Here is a 24155-nt window from a genome sequence, read left to right as displayed (position 1 = left end):
ACAGTTTGCTGGGTGCCAGAGCTCCAGATCGTTGCTGACCTGCGGAAATACGCGCATGACCAGCTGTGTTCTGGAACTGGATCGGACGGTCGCAAGAGGAGATCGCACAGGCCCGTCGGGACTGGGTGGAAGGGTCAGGATTCGGTGAGGTGAAGGGGTACGACGGGGATCCACTGCCGGCCCCCGAGCTGCCGCCGGTGCCTCTGAAGCCGCGTGGAAGGGTTCGCTGACCTGTGTGAATGGCGCATCGCTGGGTGACAGGCGGGCGACTGGTCGGCGTGCGTTTTCGCCCGCCCCTCGACCGCTCGCGGGAGGACGGCTGGGCGTGCTGCGGGCCCGATGTGCAGTGCTGGGGCATTCCACGGTATGACCGTCTGTGGGCGGCTGAGGCAGGACGCCTGCTCACTCGATGCCAACGTTTCTGACGCATCGTCAGGTAGGTGCGGAGCTCCTCCCGTGACGGCCGCGTGGCGGACAGCGGTTTCGGCGGGTGCGCCGGCGGCCGGACGAGTTCCGCCCTGTCGGGAGTCGTGCCGTGCGCGGTGTCGGAAATCGGCCCGCTTGGCCGAGTCCACAAATTGCTGCGCCGCATACCGGCGAGGCATCTCGACTGATCGCGACGACGATGGCACCGTAAACCCACATGAAGCTGTCCGAAAGTGGGCGAAACCGAAGCTCGGTGCGCTGGAGACTCGTGCTGGCCAGCACCACCATGCTCTTCGTGGAGCTGGCGCTGATCAGATGGGCGGGCGCCAACGTCGTCCATCTCAGCTACTTCTCGAACTTCATCCTGCTGGGATCGTTCCTCGGCATCGGCATCGGGTTCCTGCTCCCCGCGGCGCGCGGACAGTGGCTCAAACGCTGGACACCGATCCCGCTCGCGCTGCTGGTCGTCCTGGTGCGCGAGTATCCGGTGCAGGTACGCCAGAGCAGCGGCGAGGTCATCTACTTCACCGCCGTGAAGACCACCGGCCTTCCCGAGTGGGTCACGCTGCCGGCCATCTTCCTGATGACCGCGGTGATCATGGCCGGGATCGGAAAGATCACCGCCGATCTCTTCCGCCAACTGCCCTCGCTCGACGCCTACCGTTACGACCTCATCGGCAGCCTCACCGGCTCGTTGTCCTTCGCCCTGCTGTCCTGGCTGCGTGCCCCGTCGGTCGTGTGGGGCGTACTCGCTGCCGCGGCCCTGTTGGTCCTCGGAGGACGCCGCAACACGCTGCTGTACGGCATCCCCCTCACGGCGATGGTCGCCGCGCTGTTCCTGGAGTCGACGACATCCGGCATCTCCTGGTCGCCCTACTACAAGATCGAGCTCGAGCCCGCGCCGACCACCACCCGGACGTCGTACATCTCCGCCAACGGCGTCCAGCACCAGAGCACCGCGCCGCTGGCGGTGCTGATGCGGCAGAACTCGCCCTACCGGCAGGCGTACGACGAGACGCCCCGCAACCCGCACAAGCGTGTACTGGTCATCGGGGCCGGCAACGGCAACGACGTGGCGGTCGCGCTGGCACACGGAGCGGAGCGCGTGGACGCGGTCGAGATCGATCCCCGGCTGCAGGAGATCGGCGCACAGCTGCACCCCGCGAGGCCGTACGACGACCCCAGGGTGCACGCCCACATCGACGACGGACGGGCCTTCCTGGAGCGGACGAAGACCAAGTACGACCTCATCGTCCTGGCGCTGCCGGACTCACTGACGCTGGTGTCCGGTGCGAGCAATCTGCGCCTGGAGAGCTACCTGTTCACCCGACAGGCGTTCGAGGCTGCGCGTGATCACCTGGCGCCGAACGGCGCGTTCGCCATGTACAACTACTATCGCAAGACCTGGTTGGTCGACCGCTTCGCCGGGACCCTCGACGACGTCTATGGCCACGCCCCCTGTTTGACCACGTTCAAGAGGACCGCGGCCGTGCTGGTGGCCGGAATGACCACCGCCGACCAGTCCTGCGAGAAGATCTGGCAGCCCAGCGGCGTGGTCCCGGCGGCCGCGACCGACGACCGCCCCTTCCCGTATCTGCTGCACCGGAACATCCCCACGCTCTACCTGGGCGCGCTGGGCGGGATCCTGCTGGTGACTGTCCTGTCGGTGCGCCTGACCGGGGTACGCATCCGCAGCACGTTCCGCTACACCGACATGTTCCTGCTGGGCGCGGCCTTCATGTTGCTCGAAACGAAGAACGTGATCGGCTTCGCGCTCTACTTCGGTACGACCTGGCTGGTCAACGCCCTCGTCTTCTTCGGTGTCCTGCTCGCCGTCCTCGCGGCGGTCGAGGTCCGGCGCAGGCTGCGGCGGGTCAACCAGCTGCTGCTGCAGGTGCTGCTCTTCGGCTCCCTCGCGGTGGCCTGGCTCGTCCCTTCGCACGCCGTGCTCTCGCTGCCCTTCGCCGGACGGCTCGCCGCCGCGATCGCCCTGGCCTTCGCCCCCATCTTCTGTGCCAACCTCATCTTCTCGGACCGCCTCGCGCTTGCCCCGGACCCGACCTCCGCGTTCGGCGCGAACCTGCTGGGCGCGATGACCGGAGGCGCGATCGAGTACCTGGCCCTGGTGACGGGTTATCAGGCACTGCTGCTGGTCGTCGCCGCCCTGTACCTCGGGGCATGCATCGCCATGCGCTTCACCGGGCGCGGGCCGGGCGCGCAGGCGACGCGGGTGCCGGACGAGACAGTGACCGCCAAGACCTAGCGATGTGAGGGCCCCGGGCCGGCTCAGGGCCGTCGCACGGGTGGTGTTCTATGAGCTCCTGCCATATCGCCCGGTCAGAGACCTTGCCCGCTCCAGCCTTGCCAACTGGGCACCCCTCCAGCAAAACGACGTATGAGGCGCATGCCCTCCGGCTTGCCGGAGGGCATGCGCCGATGGCGTGGACCACACGGGCAGGCGGGTGCGACGTGACCCATCGGCCCGCCCGGACCATGTGGTGAGTACGCTGCCCCCCCATGACCGACGACTTAGTACTCCAGTGCGGTTTCGTGACTCATCGAGCGGGTTCGACGGCGGTTCGTCGTCGGTAGTGGCTGCGTCGGGCTGTTGCCTGGTGGCGCCGACGCCAGTTGGACCAGTGCAGCAGCCTGGTCGCGGTCACGGCTGGTGGGCTGAAGACGGCGGCGAGTAGGTGGCGGATTTCCGGAGGCCCAACTCCGCCTCCATCGCCCGCTGTCGATCACACTGTCGGCCAGCCTGCCAGCGGGCACCGACAAGCAGTCCGGACCTGTCATTGGGCCGGACTGCTCACCCCGTGCTACTTCTCGCTAAGCCGTTTGGCCCGCCGGGTGGAAGTTGATGCGTTCGCTGACGACGGGGAAGCCGGCCTTGGTGAAGTTCGCGGCCATGGGGAAGTTGCCCCGGTCCGTCGCTCCGCTGACGAACTCCGCGCCCTGTCCGACGAGGAAGTGGGTGCATTCCGCGAGGAGGTCGTAGGCGTAGCCGTGACCGCGCTGTTCCGGGACGACTCCGATGAAGCCGATGGTCGGTCCGGAGGGGTTGTGAGCCGGGATGTGGATGCCGGCCAGGTCGCCCTCCGGCGTGTGCGCGATCTGCCACCACTCCCGCGGGGAGGGGCACCAGTGGAAGAAGTCGAGTTCCTCCTGGGCGGCCTGATCGAGGCCGCCCTCCTTGATGGTCTTGAGCGCGTGGGCGTCCAGGGTGACGGAATGGATGCGGCGCAATGCGTCGAAGAACACGGTGTCATCGGGTTCGGCGCTGAAGCGCAGGCGTCCGGGCCGCTCGGGCAGACCTCGCTCCGGGGTCCAGCGGTACAGGAAGCGTTCCACCAGGAGTTCGTACCCGGCGGCTCGTGCGGCGGCGAAGCGTGCCTCGGCCGCGGGGCGCAGGTCGGGCTTGTCCCGCCAGCCGCCAGGCAGGTTGATCTCGAGTTCGACTTGCCAGGGGGCAGCGCGCAGGAGTTCGGCCCCCGCCTCCTCCTCGCCCTCGGCCACATCGAACCAGTTGATGTTGACGGGCTCCGAGTCGTCGGGGCCGCCCCACCACGCGCCGCGTGCGACGACCTCGCCGTCGCGTAAGGCGACGCGCTTCCAGTCGGGGCGGAACCGGGTACGGCGATGGCCTTCGCGGGCGCCCAGTGGGTCGGGGAGAGCGTCGAAGAGATGGGCGTCGCTCGCGGAGAGCGCGCGGATGACCGGATCGGTCATGGATTCCTCCGGGATACAGGCTGCTTGGAGCGCTCCCGGTCAGAACTCATGAACCACGCCGGGACAGCGGAAAAGGGAGCGCTGGGAAGGTGTGGACCGCACGGCACTCGCCTCCTTCCGTCCATCTCAGGGCGTGGAGCCACACGGTACGTGAACTTCCGCTGGTCCGTCCACGGTTTCGTGATCTATCCAGTGGGTTCGTCGTCGGTAGTGGCTGCGTCGGGCTGTTGCCTGGTGGCGTCGGCGCCAGTGGGACCAGTGCAACAGCCTGGTCGCGGTCACGGCTGGTGGGCTGAAGACGGCGGCAAGTAGGTGGCGGATCTCCGGGACGGACAGCGTGATCGGATCGCGGCTGCGGACGGGGTGCGTATCCGCGGGCGGTTGGGGGGCCGCGTCGGCGGCGAGGGCGGTCAGGAAGGCCAGGGCGAGCATGACGAGCGTGATGTGCCGATGCCAGGAAATCCAGTGCCGGACCTGATAGTGGTCGAGTCCGACCTGGCTCTTGGCGGCCTGGAAGCACTCCTCCACGCTCCAGCGGGCACCGGCGACGCGGACCAGTTCGCACAGAGGCACTTCGGTGGGTGACCAACACAGGTAGAAGGCAAGTTCGCCGGTGGACCGATTGCGTCGGATGAGCAGGTGCCGATGGCTGCCGGTGCCGATGTGGATCCAGGCCCAGTCGTAGTACCGCGGGCCCTTCGCACCGTTTCCGGCGCTCTGACGGTGCCAGGCCGCGGCGGGCAGGCGGCCAGCGACGGTATCGGCGCGGGCGGGAGTGCGGCCGTGGTTGATCCTCACCCGCGTCGAGCAGGCGACGGCCAGGACATAGCCGGTACCGCGCGCCTCGAGGGCGGCGCGGAGCTGGGGGTCCTGGCCGTAGGCTTCGTCGCCGGTCACCCACGAGGCGGCGATCCCGGCGTCCAGCGCGGCGGCGATCATCTCGAAGGCCAAACGGGGCTTGGTGGCGAACTGCACCGTCTCGGGTATCCCGGCCGCGGTGCGGCGTTCGGGATCATTGGACCAGGAGTGTTCGGGCAGGTAGAGCCGTCGGTCGATCAAGGCCCGTCCCCGGCTAGTGGCGTAGGCGAGGAACACGCCGACCTGGGCGTTCTCGATGCGTCCCGCGGTGCCGGTGTATTGCCTCTGCACTCCTGCCGAGGACCGGCCCTTCTTCAGGAAGCCGGTCTCGTCGACTACGAGAACGCTGCCGTCAGCGCCGAGGTGTTCGGCGGCGTAGGCACGCAGGTCGTCGCGGACCGCATCGGCGTCCCAGCGGGCGTAGCGCAGCAGACGCTGCATTGGTCCAGGCCGCGCATGGCCCGCCTGTTCGGCCAGCTGCCAGCAGTTCTTCCTCTCGACGCTCGACAGCAGCCCGAGCAGGTAGGCGCGGGCCGCGGCCCGGGGCTCAACTCGCCTGAACCTGCCCGCGATCCGGGCCATGACCTGGTCGAACATCGCCCGCCAGCGGGCAGGGTCTACGCTATGGCCCGCGGCCACCGCACGATCTTCAGGAGTCCACACAACCCCCGATGATCATGCGGTGGCCGTTCCCGTTCCCAGCCGGGTCCGCGGCAAGATCGCGAAGTCAGACTGGAGTATTAGGACGGATGCACGCCGTGGTGCAGCCGATCGCCGCCGCCACGCGCACGACGCGGGGAGCGTGGGAACGGATCGAGAACTGGCTGCGCCAGTACGCTCCGACTTCCGCCGCGCTGCTGCGTTCCCCCGCCACGGCCGAGCAGATCGCCGCCGTGGAAGACGCGATCGGGTACCCATTCCCGCCTGCTCTGCGGGTGTGGTACCGGCTTCACGACGGCTCGGCCGGTGTCGACCCATCGGACCCCGTCGGAAGCTACGGGCGCGTCGGCTGGCTGCCTGCCGGCAAGGGCTGGCTGCCCCTTCAGTCCGTCCAAGCACAGTACGAGCTGATGACGCGGCACTGGGAGCGCGAGCCGGGGTTGATCCCGTTTGCCTACAACCCCCGCGACGGTTGGTACGGCTACTACGTCGACGCGCGCGAGGACGAGCAGCCTTACGGCAAAGTCGGAACCTGGGCCGTCGACCAGGAGAGCGAGCCCATCGGCTGGGCCCTTCCTGACTGGCTCGAAGAGATCGCCTCCGCTCTGGAGCAGCGGCGCTGCCTGCGCTCCACGGACGGTACCGAGAACGAGTTCAGTCAGCCGGTCATCCACGAGGCCGGCCTGACGTGGATCGATCCGAGGGACGGCTTCAAGGACGGCATGACGTATCTGCGGGACCTGTAGGAGTAAGCCGACGGTGTACTCGCCTGAGTCTCAGGGGCGACGTGCTGCTCAGCGGGGACGGTGACAGCACCCGTCCGCGCCCGCCCGCGTCGAGCCGGTCATGGGCTTCGGCGATGTTGGAGATCCGCTGAGCAGCCTGGGAAGAGAAGGGGCGGGAAAGGGGGGCGTGCGACCTCCCCAGGTTCACGCCCGCCGCTTTCCCGCCGACTTTCGCCGTCTACCCGGACTCGCGGGACTTACTCGCGGGACATCGCTGATCCTCGCTCGCCCGCAGGCCCGCGACCTGTTCGGGCCTCGGCGGATCCTTGTCGTCGACCGTCACCGGGGGCGAATAGTCGCCAAGTTTCCTTTGCGGTCCGTAGGTGGGGGGTCGGGGGAGGGTGGCCGATGCGCGGGGCGGTGCGGGCGGAATGGTGAATTCCTGTCATGGCGTGTTTTATCCGGCTCGAGGTGGCTCCGTGAACACGTGATCGGCGGGATCGAGGGATTCGCATACGGTTCAGCCGGGTGATCCGCACACGTATGCGAACGGGTGCGGTGACGCCACCTGACGGCTTGACCGACCGTGAGAATGGGTGAATCCGAGCTGTGAGCAAGTACGCGATGCGCCCGAGATGGAGATCCGGCGCGTTGGAGCCGGCGACCGCTGCTGTTCTGCCGGCCGCCCCCGCGGCGACGGCCGCACCGACGCCGCCCCGGCGCCGATCGGCACCGCCACCAACCCGCCCCGGCGCCGACCGGCACCGCCGCCACGTCCGCACACACGGCTGGAGCCACATGCGCGTACACCACACACTCGCCCTCGTCCTCACCGTCGCGGCCCTGACCGCCGGCTGCACGCAGGACACGCGGGAGCCGAAGGCGGCGCGGGACGGGGGCACCGCGTCCGTGTCGCAGCCCCCGGCCTGGGAGGGGAAAGCGGACCAGGAAGACGCGATGGAACGCGCCGCGCGCGCGTTGAGCGCGGTCGAACCCGAGGGTGCCTCGCGGGAGGACTCGGGCATGACAGCTCTGGCGCAGGGGCTGGACAGGACGTTCACCGCGAAGGGCGACCGGCCCTACACCTTCGACATCGCCTGTCAGGCCCCGGCGCCGCACACCCTCGCCCTCACCCTCGCGCGGGGTGACGCGGAGAGTGAGTGGGAGGTGGAGTGCGGCGACCGTGAGGCCGACCAGTTCAACATCCCCGCCGGCGCCCCCTTCACCGCCACCATCACCCCGGCGAAGCGGAACACCGACGGCCTCGTCCTGTGGCGTCTCAACACCGTCGCCCCCGAGGACGTACAGGACTGCGAGGACGACATCACCGAATGCGAGAGCTGACGGACGCGATCCGCACACCGTGCGCCAATCCCGGTGGCTGGATGTCGCCGGCTCCTGCAGCGCCTCCAAGTCTCCCTGTGACGCGGATCACCTGACCGCCTCGGGAACTTTTCTTCCGGGCGTTCCGACTTCCTGAGCGAACCGCAGCAGTTCTCCGGGTCGCGTCCAGCGACCCGGGGGCCGGCCCCGTACCCCTCAGGAGTCCGAAGTGTCCCGCACCAACCTCGCGCACGCGGCGAGCCGCCTCGGCGTTCTCGCGGCGGTCGCGCTCGCCGCCGCCGTCGCGACCGCCGGGCCGGCCTCCGCCCATACGGAGGTCGAGGCCGAAGGCGCCCGCGCCCTCGCCCAGGATGTCGCACTGACCTTCACCGCCGAGTCGGAGTCCGCCTCCGCCGGCATCGCGAAGCTGGAGGTGATCCTGCCCGAGGGCATCACCCCGAGCGACATCACCTACAAGGAAGGGCCCAAGGGGTGGAAGTTGGCCCCCACCGACCGGGGCTACACCGTCTCGGGGACGAAGCTCGCCGTGGGGGAGGACGCCGAGTACGTAGTCTCCGTACGGCAGTTGCCCGATGCCAAGTCGCTCACCTTCAAGACCCTGCAGACCTACAGCGACGGAAAGGTCGACCGCTGGATCGAGCTGGACGACGGTGACGGCTCCAGCGACGGCGACGACCACGGTCACGGCCACCCCGCCCCGCGCCTCGCGCTGAAGGCCGCCGCACCCGGAGCCAAGGTGGTCAGCCCCACCCCCACCGAGGAACCGGCCACCGCTACCGCCTCCGGCTCCGCCGAGCCGACGGCCCCGTCGCCGACCCCGACGACCTCGGCGAAGGCCGCGGCGGACAGCACCAGGGACGACGACGGCATGTCCCTCGGCGTCCCCGTCGGAATCGGCGTGGGGGTACTCGCCCTCGGGGGCTTGGCCTGGTGGCTCAAGAGCCGCCGTACCAGCGCTACCTGACGGCTCGTCACTCCGTGACGGTGAGGAGGATGTCCGGCTAGGGTTGCTCGTCATGCGGCACTTCGGCTCGGACATCCTCACCGTCGCGGACGAACTCACCGCGGCGTACGCCGAGATCTTCACCGCCCCGCCCTGGGAGCACAGGGACGCCTCCGAGACCGCGGCGGCCTTCCGGGAGCGGCTGGAGCAGGACGCGCTTCGCCCCGGCTTCCGGGCCGTCGTGGCCCGGGCGGACAGCGGCGCGATGGACGGCTTCGTCACGGGCTGGACCACCCAGGCCCCGTTCCGCACTGACCGCGCCTACGGCAAGGTGACCGAACGCCTCGGCCCCGACCGGGTGGACGAACTCCTCGTCGGCGCCGTCGAGATCGACGAACTCGGAGTACGGGCACACGCTCGCGGCACCGGTCTGGGACGCAGGCTGCTGTCCGTTCTCACCGACACCACCCCCGGCGGCCGCGCCTGGCTGCTGACGTGGAACCAGGCGCACGACACGCTCGCCTTCTACCGCCGCATCGGCTGGCGGGAGCCCGAGCCCCTGCCGGGCAGGACGACGGACATCGTCGTCTTTCTGTCACCTGCCTCCACCTGATGGCTCATCATTTTCGTTGCCTGGCAGGGAAGTTGGCACCATGCTGTGATCCGTCTGTGAACTCCCGATTCATGGAGGGCCACCCGTGCCGTTCAACGCCCCACTCGCCCCACCCTCGAAGAGCCGCAGAAGACTGGCCGCCGGAGCCCTGCTGACCGCGCTGTTCGGCCAGTTGATCGCCGGGACCGCCGTCGCCGCTCCCTCGGCCGAGCCGGTGTCGCCGGGGCGCATGGCCTGGGAACCCTGTGCGTCACCCTCCGGGGAGGGCACCTTCGAGTGCGCCACCGTCAAGGTGCCCGTCGACTGGAAGCGACCCTGGGGCCCCGGCATCGACCTGGCCCTCGCCCGCCACCGGGCCACCGACCCCGAGCACCGCATCGGCTCCCTGCTGATCAACCCCGGTGGCCCGGGCGGCTCCGGTGTCGACTTCGCGTTCAGGGCGCCCGAGAGCTTCTCGCCCGAACTGCTGAAGCGTTTCGACATCGTCGGCTTCGACCCGCGCGGTGTCGGTCGCAGCAACCCGGTGAAGTGCGACGCGGAACGGATGGCCGCCCAGGCGCAGTTGCTCTTCCCGGACGACGCCTCCTCCTTCGCCGCCCTCCGCGCTGCGAACCGCGCGCTCGGCGAGAGCTGCCGTGCTCTCACCGGACCGCTCGTCGACCACATGGACACCGTGAGCGTCGTGCGCGACATGGAGGCGATCCGGGCCGGCCTCGGCGAGAAGCGGATCAGCTACTACGGCGTCTCCTACGGCACCGGCATCGGCCAGCAGTACGCCGAGCGCTATCCGCACCGCGTCCGCGCGATGACGCTCGACTCCAACATGGACCACAGCCTGGACACCTGGGCCTACCAGAAGACCGAGACCGTCGCGATGGAGGAGTCGTACGGCCAGTTCGCCGACTGGTGCGCCCGTACGACGGCCTGCGCGCTGCACGGCCGGGACGCCCGCGCCCTGTTCGACTCGCTCTACCGGCGCGCCGCGGCCGGTGAACTGGTCCTGCCGGGCGACCCGCCCTACACCGTCACCACCCAGGACCTCCAGAGCCTCGCCTTCGGTTACATGTACGACCCGGCCTCCTGGTTCCAGTTCGCCCAGGAGCTCGCCGACGTGGACGCCGCCGACCCCGCGGCGGCACGGTCCCTCGGGAAGCGCGGCGAGCCGACGGACTTCCCGTACCTCCCGGTCATGTGCCAGGACTACGACTTCGACGTGCCCTCGTACACCACCATCGCCCGCTACCAACGGGCACTCGCCCGCAAGGCCCCCGTCACCCGCCTCAGCTCCCTCGCCTGGACGGACCTGACCGGCTGCCAGGACTGGCCGACCCGGGTGACCAACCCGCCGCACCGGCTCCGTGTCGACGGCACCCCGCCGATCCTGATGACCAACAGCCGCTACGACGTGGCCACCCCGCACCCGTGGGGCGCCGACGCGGCCCGTCAGATCGGCCGCGAGGCGGTGTTCCTCACGTACGACGGCGTCGGCCACGGCGACTACTGGCTGAGCCCGTGCGCCCGTACCGCCATCGACACCTATCTCCTCACCCTCAAGACCCCCCGCAAGAACACACACTGCCCCGCGACCTGGCCGACCACCCCGTCCCTCCAGCGCCAGTCCCCGACCGGCGGCCTCGTCAACCCGCTTCCCGACCTTCTGGGCACAGCGGCACACCGATGAACCGGGGCTCGACGGGGTCCTCCCCCACGCGGCCCTGACACAGGGGGCGGCGCGGCTCTGACCGATCGGGGCCGCGCCTCCACATGGCGGGCGCCACCACGGGCCCGCCCCCTGACGTCAGAGTGCCGCCTGCGCGGGGGTGGCGCGGATGGCGGCGATGTCGAACTGGAGGCGCACCTTCTCGCTCACCATCGCGCCGCCCTCCGCCAGCCTGGCGTTGTATGTCAGGCCCCACTCGGAACGGTTGATGGTGGTGGTCCCGTCGAAGCCGACCCGCTCATAGCCGAACGGGTCGGTGACCTGGCCTATGTACGTGAGCTCCAGGACGACGGGACGGGTCCGGTTCTTGATCGTGAGGTCACCGGTCATGCGGTACACCTCGGGGCTCGCGAGCTCCACCGCGGTACTGGTGAACCGCATTCGCGGATAGGCCGCGGCGTCCAGGAAGTCACGGTGAACCAGGTGCGCGTCGCGTTGCTCCACACCGGTGTCGACGCTGGCGGTGGACAGCACGATCTCCGCCCGCGAACGTGCGGGGTCGTGGCCGTCGAAGTAGAGACGGCTCTCGTACTCCGTGAAGGCCCCGCGCACGGTGGTCACCATGGCATGCCGGACGGAGAAGCCGATCCGGCTGTGGGCGGGGTCGATCATCCACTCCCCGGTCAGCGCGGCGAGGGTGGGGTCAGGCCGGCCGGAGGAGGCCAAAGACGAAGGAGCGGCGGGGGGTGCCGTGCGGCGCAGGGACGCAGCCCGGGTGAACAAGTTCATGATTCACGTTGTTACTGCATGGAGGATATCGCTGCAAGGCTGTCTGAAGCGCGGGCGAGGGCCGAATCGGCATCGACGGGTTTATACGCCGTCAATTCGTGGACCTTTCCTACACGATCCGCACACGCTCGCCACGGAATCATCAACGGGAGAATTCCCCGTACTCGAATACGCCTGAACGGACAGGGGCGTTCACCCGTACCTCCTGTCGTACATCCGGCCGCCGACGTGGCCGGGAACACCCGGATACGGAGAGGTACGTGTTCAAGCAACTGGCGCGCGGAGTCGCCCTGACAGCGAGTCTGGCCCTGCTTCCCCTGGCCACGGCCTGCGGCGGAGGCGACGACGACGCTTCCGCGGACAGTAAGCCGACCACGGTGTCCGCCGCGCCCGCGGCCGGTGTGGTGGCCCCGGCGAAGGTGGAGGTGATCGCCGGACTCATCGGCTGCACCGCCAAGATCCGCATCGACGCGGACGAGTTGCGCGAGGGCGTGTGCCGCTCGAAGAAGGCCGACTACATCATCACCACCTTCCCCGAGGAGAAGTACAAGAACACCTGGCTGGACAGCGCCAGCATCTACGGGGGCACCTACCTCGTCGGCACGCGCTGGGTCGTGGCCGCGAAAGAGGAGAAGCTGAAGGCGGTCCGGTCCGAGCTCGGGGGGACCATCCAGCAGCTGCGGGGCATGAATCCGGCGCCGAGCGCGTCATGACGCCCACCACGTGACGCGCCCGCGACGCCGACCACGACGATGTTGACGGTGTGCCCGGCGCTGCCGGACCACGTCCTGGTCGGTCGAGGAACGACTATCGAGGGGTCATTCGAGTCCCGGTGAACGATGCGGGACCTCGTGATGGCCCCTCAGGGCCTGTGCCGCCTGGAGCTGCATCTGTTCCGCCACCTCGCGCACTTCTGTCACGACGTCACCTTGTTCGCGCACCAGGCTGTCGTAGATGGGCAGACGGTCGATTCCGCTCGAGTGGGGTGTCACTGGGCTGATCCTTCGCTGTAAGTCCGCTTCATGACGCGCCGCCACGTTACACGCCCTCCGGATGTCCGGGATTTCGAGCACATATGGAATATCCAGTAAACCTGCACACCGTTCACGGGCGGGGCGGCGCGGAGCCCCGCCAGTGGTCACGACTAGGTGTTTCGGAATGCGGCGGCAACTCCCGTGCGTGCAGTGGCGTGGCGGGCCGTGTGAAGGAGTCGGTGTGTTCGGTCATCGCGCTGTCACACCAGTGAAGTCGGCCTTCGCAATACGCGCCGGTCGAACTCCGGGCCGCTGGCCGTCCCTTCGTCGGCGTGCTTTGATCCAGCGCGTGGCTCACGTCGCCAGGACGGTTTCCGTGAGGGAATCGGGCGAACTCCGCCATTCACCAGTGTTTATCCGAAGGGAACCGCTCGCCATGAACTTTGCCCCCCAGGTCGAGACCACCGAGATCTCCGACGCCGCCCTGGACGCCGTCTCCGGTGGTCTCGCCGCCGGTGGCGTCGGCGGCCTGCACCTCGAGACGCCGCTCGGCGACGTCTGCGCCGACCTCTCGGCTGTCGGCTCGGCCGACGGGCTCGCGGCGGGCGGCAGCATCCAGGCCGCCGCTCACTGACCACGGCGTACGACCGCCCCACGGGCCCCGGATCAGACGATCCGGGGCCCGTGGGGTTTGTCGCGGGAAGCTCAGAGGTCGAACTCGTGCGGCGGCAGGTCCAGCGTGAAACACGCCTCGCGCACCACGGCCTGCTCGGTCTTGTCGAAGTCGCCGTCCGCGCCGCCGATGACGATGCCGATCTGGACGACGGCACGGGCCTCGGCCGGCTTCTTCTTGGCCTTGGCGATCTCCTGCAGCACGCTCACCTTGCCGAAGTCGAAGTCGGTGGTGAGCTTGTCGAGGTTGGCGTCGAAGCGCCGCTGCAGATCCGTCGCGTCGAAGTTCTGCAGCACTTCGTTGGTGGCGATCAGCTGCGCCACGCGCTGCCTTTCGGAGGGGTCCACGGTGCCGTCGGCGGCCGCGACCAGAGCGCACATCGCCATGCTCGCGTCGCGGAAGGCGCCGCTCTTGAGGTCGTTCTTCTTCGCCAGCAGCTGGGTCTGCATCTGCGTCGCGGATTCCTTGAAGCGGTCCCACAGGGCCATGTGAACTCCATACGCTCGATAGACATCTACAGCAATGTAGAAACTAGCGGCCGGGCGGAGAAGTTCCCCTCCGCCCTCACGAACGTCCGAAAACTGTCGCCGCCTGGCGCATGACCTCGCGCGCGCCCCCGCGCGAGGCGGTCCGGTCATGTGGTGGGGGCGGCTCCCTCCAAAAGGCCCGGTCGAGCCTCGGCTCCACCGCGAAGCGCAGGACCCGACGCATGGGCGGCGTGCACAACACGGTCACGACCGCCGCCGCCACGAGGGTCACGGTGATCTCACCGAGGGGGCCGTGGACCCAGGCGGGGCCGTACCAGTTCCAGCGGCCCGCGCTCACCGCGACGAAGCCGTGCAGCAGATACCCGTAGAGCGTGCCGGCGCCCAGCACGGTGAACCAGGTCCGGCGCCCGGGCACCCAGGCCAGGAAACAGGCCGCCAGAGTCAGGGAGCAGCCGAAGAGGGCCAGTGTCATCACGGGCCCGTACCATGCGGGCGCGCCCAGCTCCACGGCACTGTCGCGGTGGAAGAACCAGGCGTAGTCGAACCGCGGGACCGCCCAGTACGCCACAGCGAGCGCACTGGCGAACACCGGCACGGCCAGGACGCGCACCTCACGACGGCGTACCAGCCGGAAGTGCTCCGGCCGCAGGCACAGGCCCAGGACGAAGTAGGGCAGGAACTGCAGGGTGCGCCGCAGGTCGAGGTCGCCGCCGAGGGACGGTGACAGCGTCGCCAGCGCCGCGATGCCGAGGGCCAACGGCACCGGCCACCGCACGCTCTCCCAGAGGGGGGTGGTCAGCCGCCAGATGAACAGCGCCGCCAGGAACCACGTCAGGTACAGAGGATCCAGCAGACTGATCTGACGGTCCGGGACGTGCTCGGCCCACCGCGTGTACAGGCTGTACGCCGTCTCGAAGACGACGTACGGGACGACGACACCGGTGATCAGGCGCCTGATCTTCCGCGGGCTCGCGTCGAAGCCACGAGAGAAGTAGCCGGAGATGACGATGAACGCCGGCATGTGGAAGGCGTAGACGACCGTGTAGATCGCGGTGACGGCACGGCTGCCGGAGCGCAGCGGCTCCCAGGCGTGCCCCATGGCCACCAGCACGATCGCCAGGTACTTGGCGTTGTCGAAGAAGGCGTCACGCTGCTTGGGGCGCCCGGACGCAGTCGCGGCTCTGCGTGTCCTCCCGTCCGAGGCCGGTAAGGGGACGGCGGGCGGCGCGGCTGGGGTGAGGCTGTCGGGCATCCCGGCCGCCTCACCACTCGCGGCCGGCCCAAACCCGGACGGGAGCGGACGTTGCGCAGCTCACAGCCGGTGAGTCGTGCCGGGGATCCCTACGATGGACTCCTCGTGAACTGCGCGGCGAGGGAAGGGAGACCGGGTGTGACGAACCGGCGGCAGGGTTCCCGGCGCCGGGGACAGGGCGAGCTGGAAGGGCTGGTCCTGGCGGTCCTGCGCGAGGCGGACGGACCGGCGAGCGCGGGCTGGGTGCAGGAACGCCTCGGCGGGGACCTCGCGTACACGACCGTGATCACCATCCTCACGCGGCTGCTGGCGAAGGGTGTGGTGACCCGGGAACGCGCGGGCCGGTCCTTCGCCTGGACGCCGGTGGCGGACCAGGCCGGGCTCGCCGCACACAGGATGCGCAAGGTGCTGGACGGCGAGAGCGACCGGGAAGCGGTACTGGCCAGCTTCGTCACCTCCCTCGAACCGGAGGACGAACGCCTGCTGCGGGAGCTGCTCGGCCGTCCGGAAACGCCCGGGACGGACTGAAGCCGCAGGGGAGTGTTCGTCTTCCTTCCACTGATCCTGCCGCTCGCCGCGTGGCCCGTGGCTCGTCTCGCCCGAACACCACCTCGACCCCCGCACCGCCCCCCGGTTGCTGACCGGACTCGGGTCCGCCATGGCGGCCTGCAGCTCCGTCTGCCTGGGCCTGCTGATGGTGGTGGGCACCGCCCAGCTCCCCGGAAACCCCCTGCCCGGCGGCCGGTCCGACCCGGAGGTGCGCGCGGGTGGTCGCCCGACGGCGCCTGGCTGGCCGGTACGGATGTGGGCTCGGCCGTGCACCTGTGGGACGTGGCCGCACTCAGGGCGGGCGACGAGCACGCCCCGGCCATGCTGGGAGGCCATGAGGGCATGGCCCGCTCGCTTGCCTGGTCGCCGGACGGAGGCCGACTCGCCACCACCGACGACAGCGACGGCGTACGCCTGTGGGACATCGCGACGCGCACCGTCGAGCAGGTGCTCCCCGGTCACCGGGACTTCGTCCGGAACCAGGCCAGGTCTCCCGTGAGCCGAACGCTCTGGTCCCCAGACGGCAGCCGGCTCCTGTCCTCGGACCGCCGGGGCGTCACACGAGTGTGGGACGTCGTGGACGGCGTCCTCACCCAGCTGTTCATCGGCGACGACCTCGTCGCCCCCACGGTGCGCTGGTCCGCCGACGGCACCAGCATCACGGCAGCGACCCTGTCGGGCGATGTGCGGGTGTGGGACGCCGAGACGGCTGAGGTCACGCACGCCTTCACGGACCAGGGACACTCGGCCGCCCCGCGGTGGGCCCCCGACGACAGCATGCTCCTCGTCGTGGGCGAGAGCGGGATGCGTGTGTGGGACCACGCCGACTCCCCGTGCCCTCTCCGAGCAGTCAAGGCAGCGACGTGGTCGCCCGACAGCTCGCGTCTGGCGACCGGTGACCACGCCGGACGTGTGCAGATCTGGCGGCCGGGCACATCGGCGACCACCACGGCCGGCGACCGCGCGGTCCCCGTGCACACGCTCGCGTGGTCGCCCGACGGCCGTTTCCTGGCCACGGTCGACGCCCGCTCGGGGACCGGCGCCGCGGTACGGCTGTGGGACGCGCTGACCGGCGGCGTGGCGCGCGAGCTGTGCAGCCCGTCGGGTGGGGTGCGCCGCGCGCTGTGGTCGCCCGACGGCTCGCTGCTCGGCGCCTACGACGCAGACGGGACCGTTCATCTCTGGCGCACGGACACCGGGGAGCATGTCCGTGCGCTCGGCGGGCACACCGGAGCCCTCCGGGGCATGGCGTGGTCGCCCGACGGAGCACGCCTGGCCACCGTCGACGACGCGCTGACCCTGCGCTCCTGGGACCACGCGGCCGCCACCGTGGTGAGCACGGGCCATGCGACGGGCACCCCCGTGTGGTCGCCGGACAGCGCCTGCCTGGCCACCCGTGACAGCGAAGGACGCCTGCGACTGCGTGATCCGCACACGGGCGTCACCCTGCACGTCCAGACCGGCGGTGCCGGGGCGGTCAGGGACATGGCGTGGTCACCGCACGGCTCCCGCTTCGCCACGCTGGTCGGCAGCGTCGGCCCGCGGCACGCCGTACGGATCTGGGATGCCGCCGGCCGCACCCTCCTCCGGGAACTCCGCCTCCCTGGCACCACCGGGCTGTCCTTCACCTGGTCGCCGGACGGCACGCTGGTGGCGGTCCTGGGTGCCGACGGATCGGTTCGGGTCCGGGACGCGGAGACGGGAGTCCTGACGCACACACTCGAGGGCACCGCGCGCGTCCTGGCGTGGGCGTCGGACAGCGAGCAGCTGGCGACCGTGGAGCGGGACGCCGGCGGCGTCCTGAGCGTCTGGGACCCACACAGCGGGCGGAAGATCGCGCTGATGCGTACCGAAGGCGAGCTCTCGCTGTGCGGCTGGTCCGCCGCCGGTCCTCTGCTGGCCGCCGCGGGAGCGGGCGGCCTGTACTTCTTCCGCTTCGACCAAGGCGGTCACCGGCCGTGACGCCCGGGTCGGGAAGGAGCGGGCCTTGCCTGTGCCCGGGGGCCGGGCGCACGCTGGTCGTATGGCTGGGCACGAAGGGCCTACGCTGATCACCTCCGTGCAGCGAGCGTTCCGGCTGCTGGAGGCGGTGGGTGCGCACGAGAACGGCGCGCCGGCGAAGCAGCTGGCACGGGAGACCGGGCTGCCCCTGGCCACGGCGTACCACCTGCTGCGGACGCTGGTCCACGACGGATACGTGCGGAAGCTGGCCGACGGCGGCTTCGTCCTCGGGGACAAGCTGCAGGCGCTGCACACCACGGGCCGTGGGCAGGCGCTGCTCAGCCGTGTCCGGCCCACGCTCGCCGCGCTGCGGGACGAGCTCGCCACCGCCGCCTACCTCACCTTCTACGAGGACGGCGAGATCCGGGTGGCCGAGATCGTCGACGGCCCCCGGGCGCCCCGCGTCGACCTCTGGGTGGGCTTCGAGGACGCCGGACACGCCACCGCGCTGGGCAAGTCCGTGCTGCGCGAGCTCGACGACGCAGCCCGCAAGGACTACCTCTCCCGGCACCACCTCGCCGATCTCACCCCTCGGACGATCACCAGTCCGCCGGAACTGCTCCGGCGGCTCGACTCCTCACCCGTCGCCCCCGCCGTCACGGACCTGGAGGAGTACACCCTCGGCACGGTCTGTGTCGCCGTGCCCGTCTACAGCGGGGACACGCTCGGCTCGCTCGGCGTCTCGCTCCCGGCGGACCGGCTGTCCCGGCTGGCGGAGATCCGGGGACGGCTGCTGCCGACCGCGAGCCGCGTGACCCGGGGCCTCTCGCTCACTATCTGAAATCCGGCTCCTTGTGACGGCCGCCCTGAACGTCTTTCCTGGATGAAACAGGCATTTCGGGAGTATGCCCCGTACACAGGTGAGGACTGCGGACGAGACATGAGTCAGACCCGACACCACGGTGACGACCACTGGCCGACACGGCTGTTCGCAAAGCGAGAAGCCGAGCCCGGGGCGTCCGTCCGCAGGCGCGCCGCCGCCCAGCTGGCCGTCGGCACGCCCCTTGTGCCAGTACTGATCGTCACGGCCGTCGTGATCGCCGACCTCGTCGGCGGAGCTGGGATGATCTGGCTGCCCCTGTTGGCGGCCGGACCCGCGCTGGCCGCCACCACCAACGGGCCGCGCGGTGTCCTCAGTGTCGGTCTCCTCGCCGCCGCCCTCGGCGCGACGCTCGGCACTCGAGACGGTGTCCCGGCCCGTGAACTGGCGGCCGTGCTGTCCTCCGTGGCCGCCGTCACGCTGGCCGGCGGCCTGGCCAGTGTGTTGCGCGTGCGGCGTGAACGGGTGCTCGCCGCCGTCCGCTCGGTCGCGGAGACCGCACAGCACGCCCTGCTCAAGCCCGTCCCGGCGACCGTCGGACCGTTCCAGACGGCCGTCCGCTACAGCGCCGCGGCGGCCGAGGCCCGTATAGGCGGGGATCTCTACGCGCTGATACCCACCCCGTACGGCGTGCGGCTGATCGTCGGCGATGTACGCGGCAAGGGACTCCCGGCCGTCGGGACCGCGGCCCTCGTGCTCGGTGTCTTCCGCGAGGCCGCCTACGACGAACCAGACCTCCTCGCCGTCGTCGACCGGATCGAGCGGAGCCTGGCGCGCAACCTCGGGGGCGACGACTTCGTCACCGCCGTGGTCGCCGGGTATCCCCGGGACGGGCGGCTGGAGGTGGTCAACTGCGGCCACGCGCCCCCGCTGCTGGTGCGTGCGAGCGGCGCGGTCGAGGCGGTCGAGCCCACACACCCCGCACCTCCCCTCGGGCTGCGCGCCCTCACGGAGCAGACTCCCAGCCTCCAGCAACTGCTCTTCGCCGACGGCGACCAGCTGCTGCTCTACACCGACGGCGTCATCGAGGCCCGCGACCGCGACCGCGCGTTCTATCCGCTCGTGGAGGGACTGGCCCGCCATGTGTCCGACGAGCCGGCGCGTACCCTCACCGGGCTCCACGACGAGTTGCTGGCGCACGTGGGCGGGCGGCTGCACGACGACGCGGCGCTGCTGCTGATCCGCAAGCCGGCCGCACTGCGGACATCCGCTCAAGTCGCTTATGTTTCTTGAGCTTTCAATGTTGCAGACTGGCCCCATGACACGCATGAGGAAGCTCGCCGCCGCGTTGGTGTCGGCCGCCACGCTGCTTGCGATACCCCCCACCGCCTCTGCCGCCCCCGCCCCGCGGGAAGCCCCGCACGAAGCCACGAGCGGGCCCTCGTACGGAACCTTCGTCCGGGAGAACTTCGACCGACTTCCCCTTGGCCCGGTCAGCGCGGGTCGCGGCTGGACCAGCGACACCTCCAACGGTTCGCTGACCGTCGAACGGAGCACCACCGGACACGGCCGCCAGCTCAGACTCCATACGGAAGGCAACGGCCGCGCCTTCCTCGTCCTCTCCGACCTCGCACCCGCCGGCAACAGCTTCTGGGCCCGGCTGCGGCTGCGCGTGGACCGGTTCCCCACGGCACCCGACTGGGCGCACTGGACCATCGCGGAGGCCTCCGGCTCCAACGCCCCCACGCTGGTACGGCCGTTGGGCGGCCAGTACGCTCCCACCGACCAGGGCAACTTCTGGGGCGTCGGCTCCGACCTGGGCCCCACCGGCGACTGGACCGCCTGGAAGACCTCCGCCCCCGCCACGGCCGGGACCTGGCAGTGCGTCGAGTTCCACCTCGACGCGACCGACAACCGTGTCACCGTCTACATGGACGGTGTGGAGAAGCCCGAGTTGACCGCGTCCACCAAGCAACACGGCGGCACGGCCGACGACTTCGTCTTCCCCCGCTTCGACCAGCTCAAGCTGGGCTGGCAGTTGTACCAGGCCGATCCCACGCCCTCCTCGTACGACCTCCGCATGGACGACGTGGCGCTGAGCAGCAAGCGCGTGGGCGGGTGCGCCCCATGACGAGCGCCCTGCCGCGCAGAGCGGTGCTGGGCGCACTCGTCGGCGGCCTTGCTTTGACGTCCACGGTGGGCGGCTCCGCTGCCGCCGCCGGGCGGGGCCGGGAGCCGTACGTCCCGTTGTCCGTGGGCGCCGGGGGCGGCCCGGCCGGCACGGACCGCGTGCATGTCCTCAAGGTCGGCCCCGACACGGCGCACACGGTCCTGGTGCTGGTTCCCGGCATGTTCGGAGCCGCCGACGACTTCCGGCTGCCGGCCCGGGACCTCGTCGCGGCCGTGCCCGGCGTGCAGGTGTGGGGGTTCGACCGGCGCGAGGAGAACCTGACCGACCGCGCCGGGTTCGCCACCGCCGACCCGGCCGCGTACTACCTGGACGGCCACTACCGCTCGCAGGACCCCACCACCTCCGCCTTCGCCGCGCGCTGGGGCCTCGCTCGCACCGTGGCGGACCTGCACACGGTCGTGGCCGCCGCTGCATGCGGCGGCTGGCGTCGGGTGGTGCTCGGCGGCCACTCCTGGGGCGCCACCACCGCGCTGGCGTACGCCGCCTGGGACTTCGACGGCCGCCCCGGATACCGGGACCTCGCGGCCCTCGCCCTGGTCGACGGCGGGGTGCGCGGCGCCTTCGACGGAACGGGCGAGCCGATCCACAACGCACCGGAGGAGGTGCGGCAGCGGCTGGCGGCCATCGAGGACGGCGCGGTCTTCGACATGACCCTGAGCGCGGTCGGTCTGGGCGACCGCGCGGAGAGCACGCAGATCTGGTATCAACTCGCGGGCTGGTACGCGCACACCGACCCGGACGGCCGCTCGGTCCTGCAACCCCGGATGCCCGAGGCCCTGCGACCGCCTACCCCCGTCACCAATGCCGCCTTGTTGGGCACCCTGGTGGACACCGGCTTCGGCTGGCCCAACGACATCAGCGTGCACTCGGGACACCTCGCCGACAGCGGTGACGTACGCGGGTGGATCGACACCGGCATCACACCGATCAGCCGCGTCGCGACGGCGTACGCGGGACCGGAGCCGACCGTCTGGGAGTGGTACTGGCCGGCCCGGCTGTCGGTGGACCTCGACGTCACCGACCCCTACGAGGACACCGCTCTGGCTCGCTCGCTGGGCCTGCGGCTGCTGCACACCGCAGGCCTCGACGTTCCCCTGTACGCCTTCCAGACGAGCTACGCCAAGGGGACGATCGTGTCGGCCGCACGCGAGGTCGTGGCGAACTCGCGCATCCCGTACGCGACGTACGAGACGGACAACGGGATGAACCACCTCGACCCGCTGTTCGCCGCCCCGTCGCACAACACGCTCACCCGAACCCTCGCACCGTTCCTCACCGGGCTACTCGCCTGAGGGCGCGGGCAGGGTGACTCCGAGGACCACCGGGGTGCCGAAGTTCGGAGTGCCGTCGGCATTCCACGTGAACTTCTGCGCCCTGGTGGACCGGTTCATGTCGCAGCCGCCGCTCGCGGAGTTGTTGGCGTGGTACACCATCCAGTCCTCGGTGCCGTCGGGCGACTTGAAGAAGCCGTTGTGGCCGGGCCCGTACACCCCGCCCGCGTTGGACCGCTGGAAGACCGGGTTCGGCGACTTCACCCAGGACGAGGAACTCAGCGGGCCTCCGCCGTTGTACGTCAGCATGCCCATCTTGTAGTCCGGCGTGGAGCAGTGGCTCGCGGAGTAGATGATGAACGTCTTGCCGTTCCGCTGGAGCACCTCGGCGCCCTCGTTGACCGCGCCGCCCACCGTCTCCCAGCTGTAGGTCGGCGTGGACAGCACCCGGCGGGTGCCGCTCGCGGTCCAGGGGTTCGACAGCGGCCGGATGAACATGGGCTGCGAGCCGTTGTAGAAGGTGCCGAGCAGGTACAGCTTGCCGTTCAGCTGCAGGATGCTCGGGTCCAGCTCCCAGGTGTTGTCCTGGGCCGGGTCGAGCAGGTCGGCCTTGAAGGTGTACGGCCCCATCGGGTCCAGACCGGCGCTCTCCAGCACATGGATCCGCTGGGTGCCCAGGTCGTACGGCTCCCGCCCGGCCGTGTAGTAGAAGTACCAGCGCTTCCCGCCTGGGCCGTCGAGCAGGTGGAACTCCGGGGCCCACATGGTGCCGGCCCCGTTGGGCCGGGTCAGGTTGAAGATCACCTGGTCGGTGGCCGTGGCGAGGCCCGCCAGGGTGCCGGCCTTGCGCATGGTGACCGTCGAGTTCCAGGTCGTGGTGGCGAGGTAGTAGTACCCGTCGTAGTACGTCAGCCAGGGGTCGGGCCCGTGCTGGGAGAGCGGGTTGGTGAAGGTCTTCGTGCCCGTGCCGCCGCCGCTGAAGCCGGGCAGCCGCCACACCCTGCCGTTCGCGGTGGCGCACGGCAACTGCACCAGGTCGGTGTTCGATGCCGACGAACCGCCACTCGGCGTCACGCACTTGCCGGAGCTGACGGAGACCAGGTTGAAGGTCTTGTCCGTACCGCTCACCGACACGGGAGTGAGCCGCCACCGCTGGTTCGTCCCGCCGTGGCAGGGCCACTGGATGACCGCCGCGTTGTCCGCCGTGGACGCGCCGTAGACGTCGACGCACTGACCGGACCGGGTGGTGATCGTGTATGTGTCGCTCGCCCCCGGGACCGGGGTGAAGCCGAAGTTCTGGTTCGCTCCAGAACCGCACGAGAACGCACGCAGCTGCGTCCCGTTGGTCGAGGAACTGCCGGGGAGATCAAGGCAGTTGCCGCCGTTCTGGTTCACCCCCGTGGTGGTGAAGGTGACGGCTGCGGCAGCGGGGGGGGGCGCCTCCAGGAAGGCGACCACCATGGTGAGGACGCCCTGGTTCTTGGCCAGCGGGTAGCCGCTCGCACCGGGCACGTCGACGTAGGCGCTGCCGTTCCAGTACTGGAGCTTCCACGAAGCGGGCATGTCGATGCCCTCGTCGTCGTCGAAGAAGTACACCTCGGCCTTGTCGATCGTCTTCGCCGACAACCAGGTCAGCTCGGCCCACTGCTGCCCGGACTCCGGCCAGGTGCCCCAGCGCGGGTTCACGGTGTCGTTGGACGAGGGCGGGTCGATCCCGTCGTTGACCGCGGCGACGCTCTCCAGTCGGTGTTCTACGGGCCGGTCCTGCTGGTGGCCAGGAGTCCGGAGACCGGGTTCCGCTCGTTCTCCTTCTACCGGGACTTCACTCTCCGGGGCGAATCTCGCCGACTCGATCCGTCCCGGAGGCCGCCCGCTGCACTTCACCACGCACGGCCTGACCCTCGCCCCGTTCCACGTCGCGGACGACGCCCGCTACCACGCCTACTTCAAGCGCTCCGAACCCGTCGTCGTGTTCGGAGCGACCGACTCGGGCGTACCGAACCGTGCCCGCGCCGACGGTCTCACCTTCCTCGACGTGCTCTGGGCGCAGGCCCCGTTCACGACCTCCGGGCGTTTCGTGCGGGCGGTGCGCAGCCTCGCCGACACATGGCTGTCCGAGGGACTGTTCACCCGTACCGAACGGGACCGCCTCGTCACGGCCGCGGTCGGCGCGAACCTGAGGCACTGACGCAGACACTGCCGCACTGAGCTGTCGCCCGGGGTCCGTCGGGGCCCCGGGCGCGCTGGTC

Annotated in this window: 22 protein-coding genes and 3 pseudogenes; 17 read left to right on the top strand and 8 right to left on the bottom strand. The window is 70.1% G+C overall.

The annotated features are described in order from the left end of the window. Positions 1 to 65 precede the first annotated feature (65 nt). Together AC067M_RS09045 and AC067M_RS09040 are read left to right on the top strand one after the other, a co-directional pair. Positions 66 to 230: pseudogene (locus AC067M_RS09045) on the top strand (pirin family protein); the annotation flags it as partial. A 464-nt stretch (positions 231 to 694) separates the two neighbouring features. Continuing rightward, positions 695 to 2689, top strand: coding sequence for a spermidine synthase (locus tag AC067M_RS09040; RefSeq protein WP_478696328.1), 1995 nt, complete (start codon positions 695 to 697; stop codon positions 2687 to 2689). A 292-nt stretch (positions 2690 to 2981) separates the two neighbouring features. On the opposite strand, the pseudogene AC067M_RS09035 reads toward AC067M_RS09040, so the two are convergent. The 3 genes and pseudogenes from AC067M_RS09035 to AC067M_RS09025 all read right to left on the bottom strand — a co-directional run. Then, positions 2982 to 3134: pseudogene (locus AC067M_RS09035) on the bottom strand (IS701 family transposase); the annotation flags it as partial. A gap of 121 nt (positions 3135 to 3255) precedes the next feature. Continuing rightward, positions 3256 to 4155 (bottom strand): GNAT family N-acetyltransferase, encoded by a 900-nt coding sequence (locus AC067M_RS09030; protein ID WP_478696327.1) that lies wholly within the window; start codon positions 4153 to 4155, stop codon positions 3256 to 3258. Positions 4156 to 4281: 126 nt separating this feature from the next. After that, positions 4282 to 5610, bottom strand: coding sequence for an IS701 family transposase (locus tag AC067M_RS09025; protein ID WP_478696326.1), 1329 nt, complete (start codon positions 5608 to 5610; stop codon positions 4282 to 4284). A 152-nt stretch (positions 5611 to 5762) separates the two neighbouring features. On the opposite strand from AC067M_RS09025, the gene AC067M_RS09020 reads away from it, so the two are divergent. From AC067M_RS09020 to AC067M_RS09000, 5 genes are all read left to right on the top strand, one after another. Beyond that, positions 5763 to 6419, top strand: a complete 657-nt coding sequence (locus tag AC067M_RS09020) for an SMI1/KNR4 family protein (RefSeq protein ID WP_478696325.1) — start codon at positions 5763 to 5765, stop codon at positions 6417 to 6419. A 777-nt stretch (positions 6420 to 7196) separates the two neighbouring features. Beyond that, positions 7197 to 7742 carry a hypothetical protein gene (locus AC067M_RS09015; RefSeq protein WP_478696324.1) on the top strand — a complete coding sequence of 182 codons (546 nt, stop codon included), beginning with the start codon at positions 7197 to 7199 and terminating at the stop codon, positions 7740 to 7742. Between the two features lie 208 nt (positions 7743 to 7950). Then, a complete protein-coding gene (locus AC067M_RS09010; protein WP_478696323.1) occupies positions 7951 to 8706 on the top strand; it encodes a DUF1775 domain-containing protein in 756 nt (251 codons plus the stop codon). Positions 8707 to 8758: 52 nt separating this feature from the next. Beyond that, entirely contained in the window at positions 8759 to 9298 is a 540-nt protein-coding gene (locus AC067M_RS09005) for an N-acetyltransferase family protein (protein WP_478696322.1), read from the top strand. Between the two features lie 85 nt (positions 9299 to 9383). Then, complete coding sequence (locus tag AC067M_RS09000) at positions 9384 to 10979, top strand: alpha/beta hydrolase (RefSeq protein WP_478696321.1); 1596 nt, start codon at positions 9384 to 9386, stop codon at positions 10977 to 10979. 117 nt (positions 10980 to 11096) lie between these two features. Here AC067M_RS09000 and AC067M_RS08995 read toward each other — a convergent pair whose 3' ends face one another. Then, positions 11097 to 11747: a YceI family protein gene (locus AC067M_RS08995; protein ID WP_478696320.1), complete on the bottom strand. Its 651-nt coding sequence runs from the start codon at positions 11745 to 11747 to the stop codon at positions 11097 to 11099. A gap of 260 nt (positions 11748 to 12007) precedes the next feature. Between AC067M_RS08995 and AC067M_RS08990 the strand changes: the two genes are divergently transcribed. Then, complete coding sequence (locus AC067M_RS08990) at positions 12008 to 12460, top strand: hypothetical protein (protein ID WP_478696319.1); 453 nt, start codon at positions 12008 to 12010, stop codon at positions 12458 to 12460. A 105-nt stretch (positions 12461 to 12565) separates the two neighbouring features. On the opposite strand, the gene AC067M_RS08985 is transcribed toward AC067M_RS08990, so the two are convergent. Next, entirely contained in the window at positions 12566 to 12739 is a 174-nt protein-coding gene (locus AC067M_RS08985) for a hypothetical protein (RefSeq protein ID WP_478696318.1), read from the bottom strand. A gap of 418 nt (positions 12740 to 13157) precedes the next feature. Between AC067M_RS08985 and AC067M_RS08980 the strand changes: the two genes are divergently transcribed. Next, positions 13158 to 13355: a hypothetical protein gene (locus AC067M_RS08980; protein ID WP_478696317.1), complete on the top strand. Its 198-nt coding sequence runs from the start codon at positions 13158 to 13160 to the stop codon at positions 13353 to 13355. A gap of 71 nt (positions 13356 to 13426) precedes the next feature. Here AC067M_RS08980 and AC067M_RS08975 read toward each other — a convergent pair whose 3' ends face one another. Then, positions 13427 to 13882 carry a tellurite resistance TerB family protein gene (locus AC067M_RS08975; RefSeq protein ID WP_478696316.1) on the bottom strand — a complete coding sequence of 152 codons (456 nt, stop codon included), beginning with the start codon at positions 13880 to 13882 and terminating at the stop codon, positions 13427 to 13429. A gap of 76 nt (positions 13883 to 13958) precedes the next feature. Further along, entirely contained in the window at positions 13959 to 15134 is a 1176-nt protein-coding gene (locus AC067M_RS08970; protein WP_478696315.1) for an acyltransferase family protein, read from the bottom strand. A 138-nt stretch (positions 15135 to 15272) separates the two neighbouring features. Here AC067M_RS08970 and AC067M_RS08965 point away from each other — a divergent pair, with 138 nt between their 5' ends. The 7 genes and pseudogenes from AC067M_RS08965 to AC067M_RS08935 all read left to right on the top strand — a co-directional run bounded on the left by AC067M_RS08965 (position 15273) and on the right by AC067M_RS08935 (position 21927). Then, a complete protein-coding gene (locus tag AC067M_RS08965) occupies positions 15273 to 15662 on the top strand; it encodes a BlaI/MecI/CopY family transcriptional regulator (protein WP_478696314.1) in 390 nt (129 codons plus the stop codon). 12 nt (positions 15663 to 15674) lie between these two features. Then, a pseudogene (locus AC067M_RS08960) lies at positions 15675 to 15897 on the top strand (M56 family peptidase); the annotation flags it as partial. Positions 15898 to 15965: 68 nt separating this feature from the next. Then, positions 15966 to 17645 (top strand): WD40 repeat domain-containing protein, encoded by a 1680-nt coding sequence (locus AC067M_RS08955; RefSeq protein ID WP_478696313.1) that lies wholly within the window; start codon positions 15966 to 15968, stop codon positions 17643 to 17645. 61 nt (positions 17646 to 17706) lie between these two features. Beyond that, the gene (locus tag AC067M_RS08950) at positions 17707 to 18465 is read left to right on the top strand and encodes an IclR family transcriptional regulator (RefSeq protein WP_478696312.1); all 759 of its coding nucleotides are present in this window, start codon (positions 17707 to 17709) and stop codon (positions 18463 to 18465) included. Between the two features lie 99 nt (positions 18466 to 18564). Then, on the top strand, positions 18565 to 19737 hold the full coding sequence (locus AC067M_RS08945) for a PP2C family protein-serine/threonine phosphatase (RefSeq protein ID WP_478696311.1): 1173 nt from the start codon (positions 18565 to 18567) through the stop codon (positions 19735 to 19737). Positions 19738 to 19762: 25 nt separating this feature from the next. Further along, complete coding sequence (locus tag AC067M_RS08940; RefSeq protein ID WP_478696310.1) at positions 19763 to 20575, top strand: hypothetical protein; 813 nt, start codon at positions 19763 to 19765, stop codon at positions 20573 to 20575. Beyond that, positions 20572 to 21927: an alpha/beta hydrolase gene (locus AC067M_RS08935; RefSeq protein ID WP_478696309.1), complete on the top strand. Its 1356-nt coding sequence runs from the start codon at positions 20572 to 20574 to the stop codon at positions 21925 to 21927. The genes AC067M_RS08940 and AC067M_RS08935 overlap by 4 nt, the downstream gene beginning before the upstream one ends. Here AC067M_RS08935 and AC067M_RS08930 read toward each other — a convergent pair. After that, positions 21916 to 23367, bottom strand: a complete 1452-nt coding sequence (locus AC067M_RS08930) for a family 43 glycosylhydrolase (protein WP_478696433.1) — start codon at positions 23365 to 23367, stop codon at positions 21916 to 21918. The two genes, AC067M_RS08935 and AC067M_RS08930, sit on opposite strands and share 12 nt — an antisense overlap. Positions 23368 to 23509: 142 nt before the next feature. Between AC067M_RS08930 and AC067M_RS08925 the strand changes: the two genes are divergently transcribed. Continuing rightward, entirely contained in the window at positions 23510 to 24094 is a 585-nt protein-coding gene (locus tag AC067M_RS08925; protein ID WP_478696308.1) for a hypothetical protein, read from the top strand. Positions 24095 to 24155 lie beyond the last annotated feature (61 nt).

The organism is Streptomyces sp. NPDC043427, from assembly GCF_056436655.1.
This window is presented reverse-complemented; position numbering and strand designations above follow the sequence as displayed.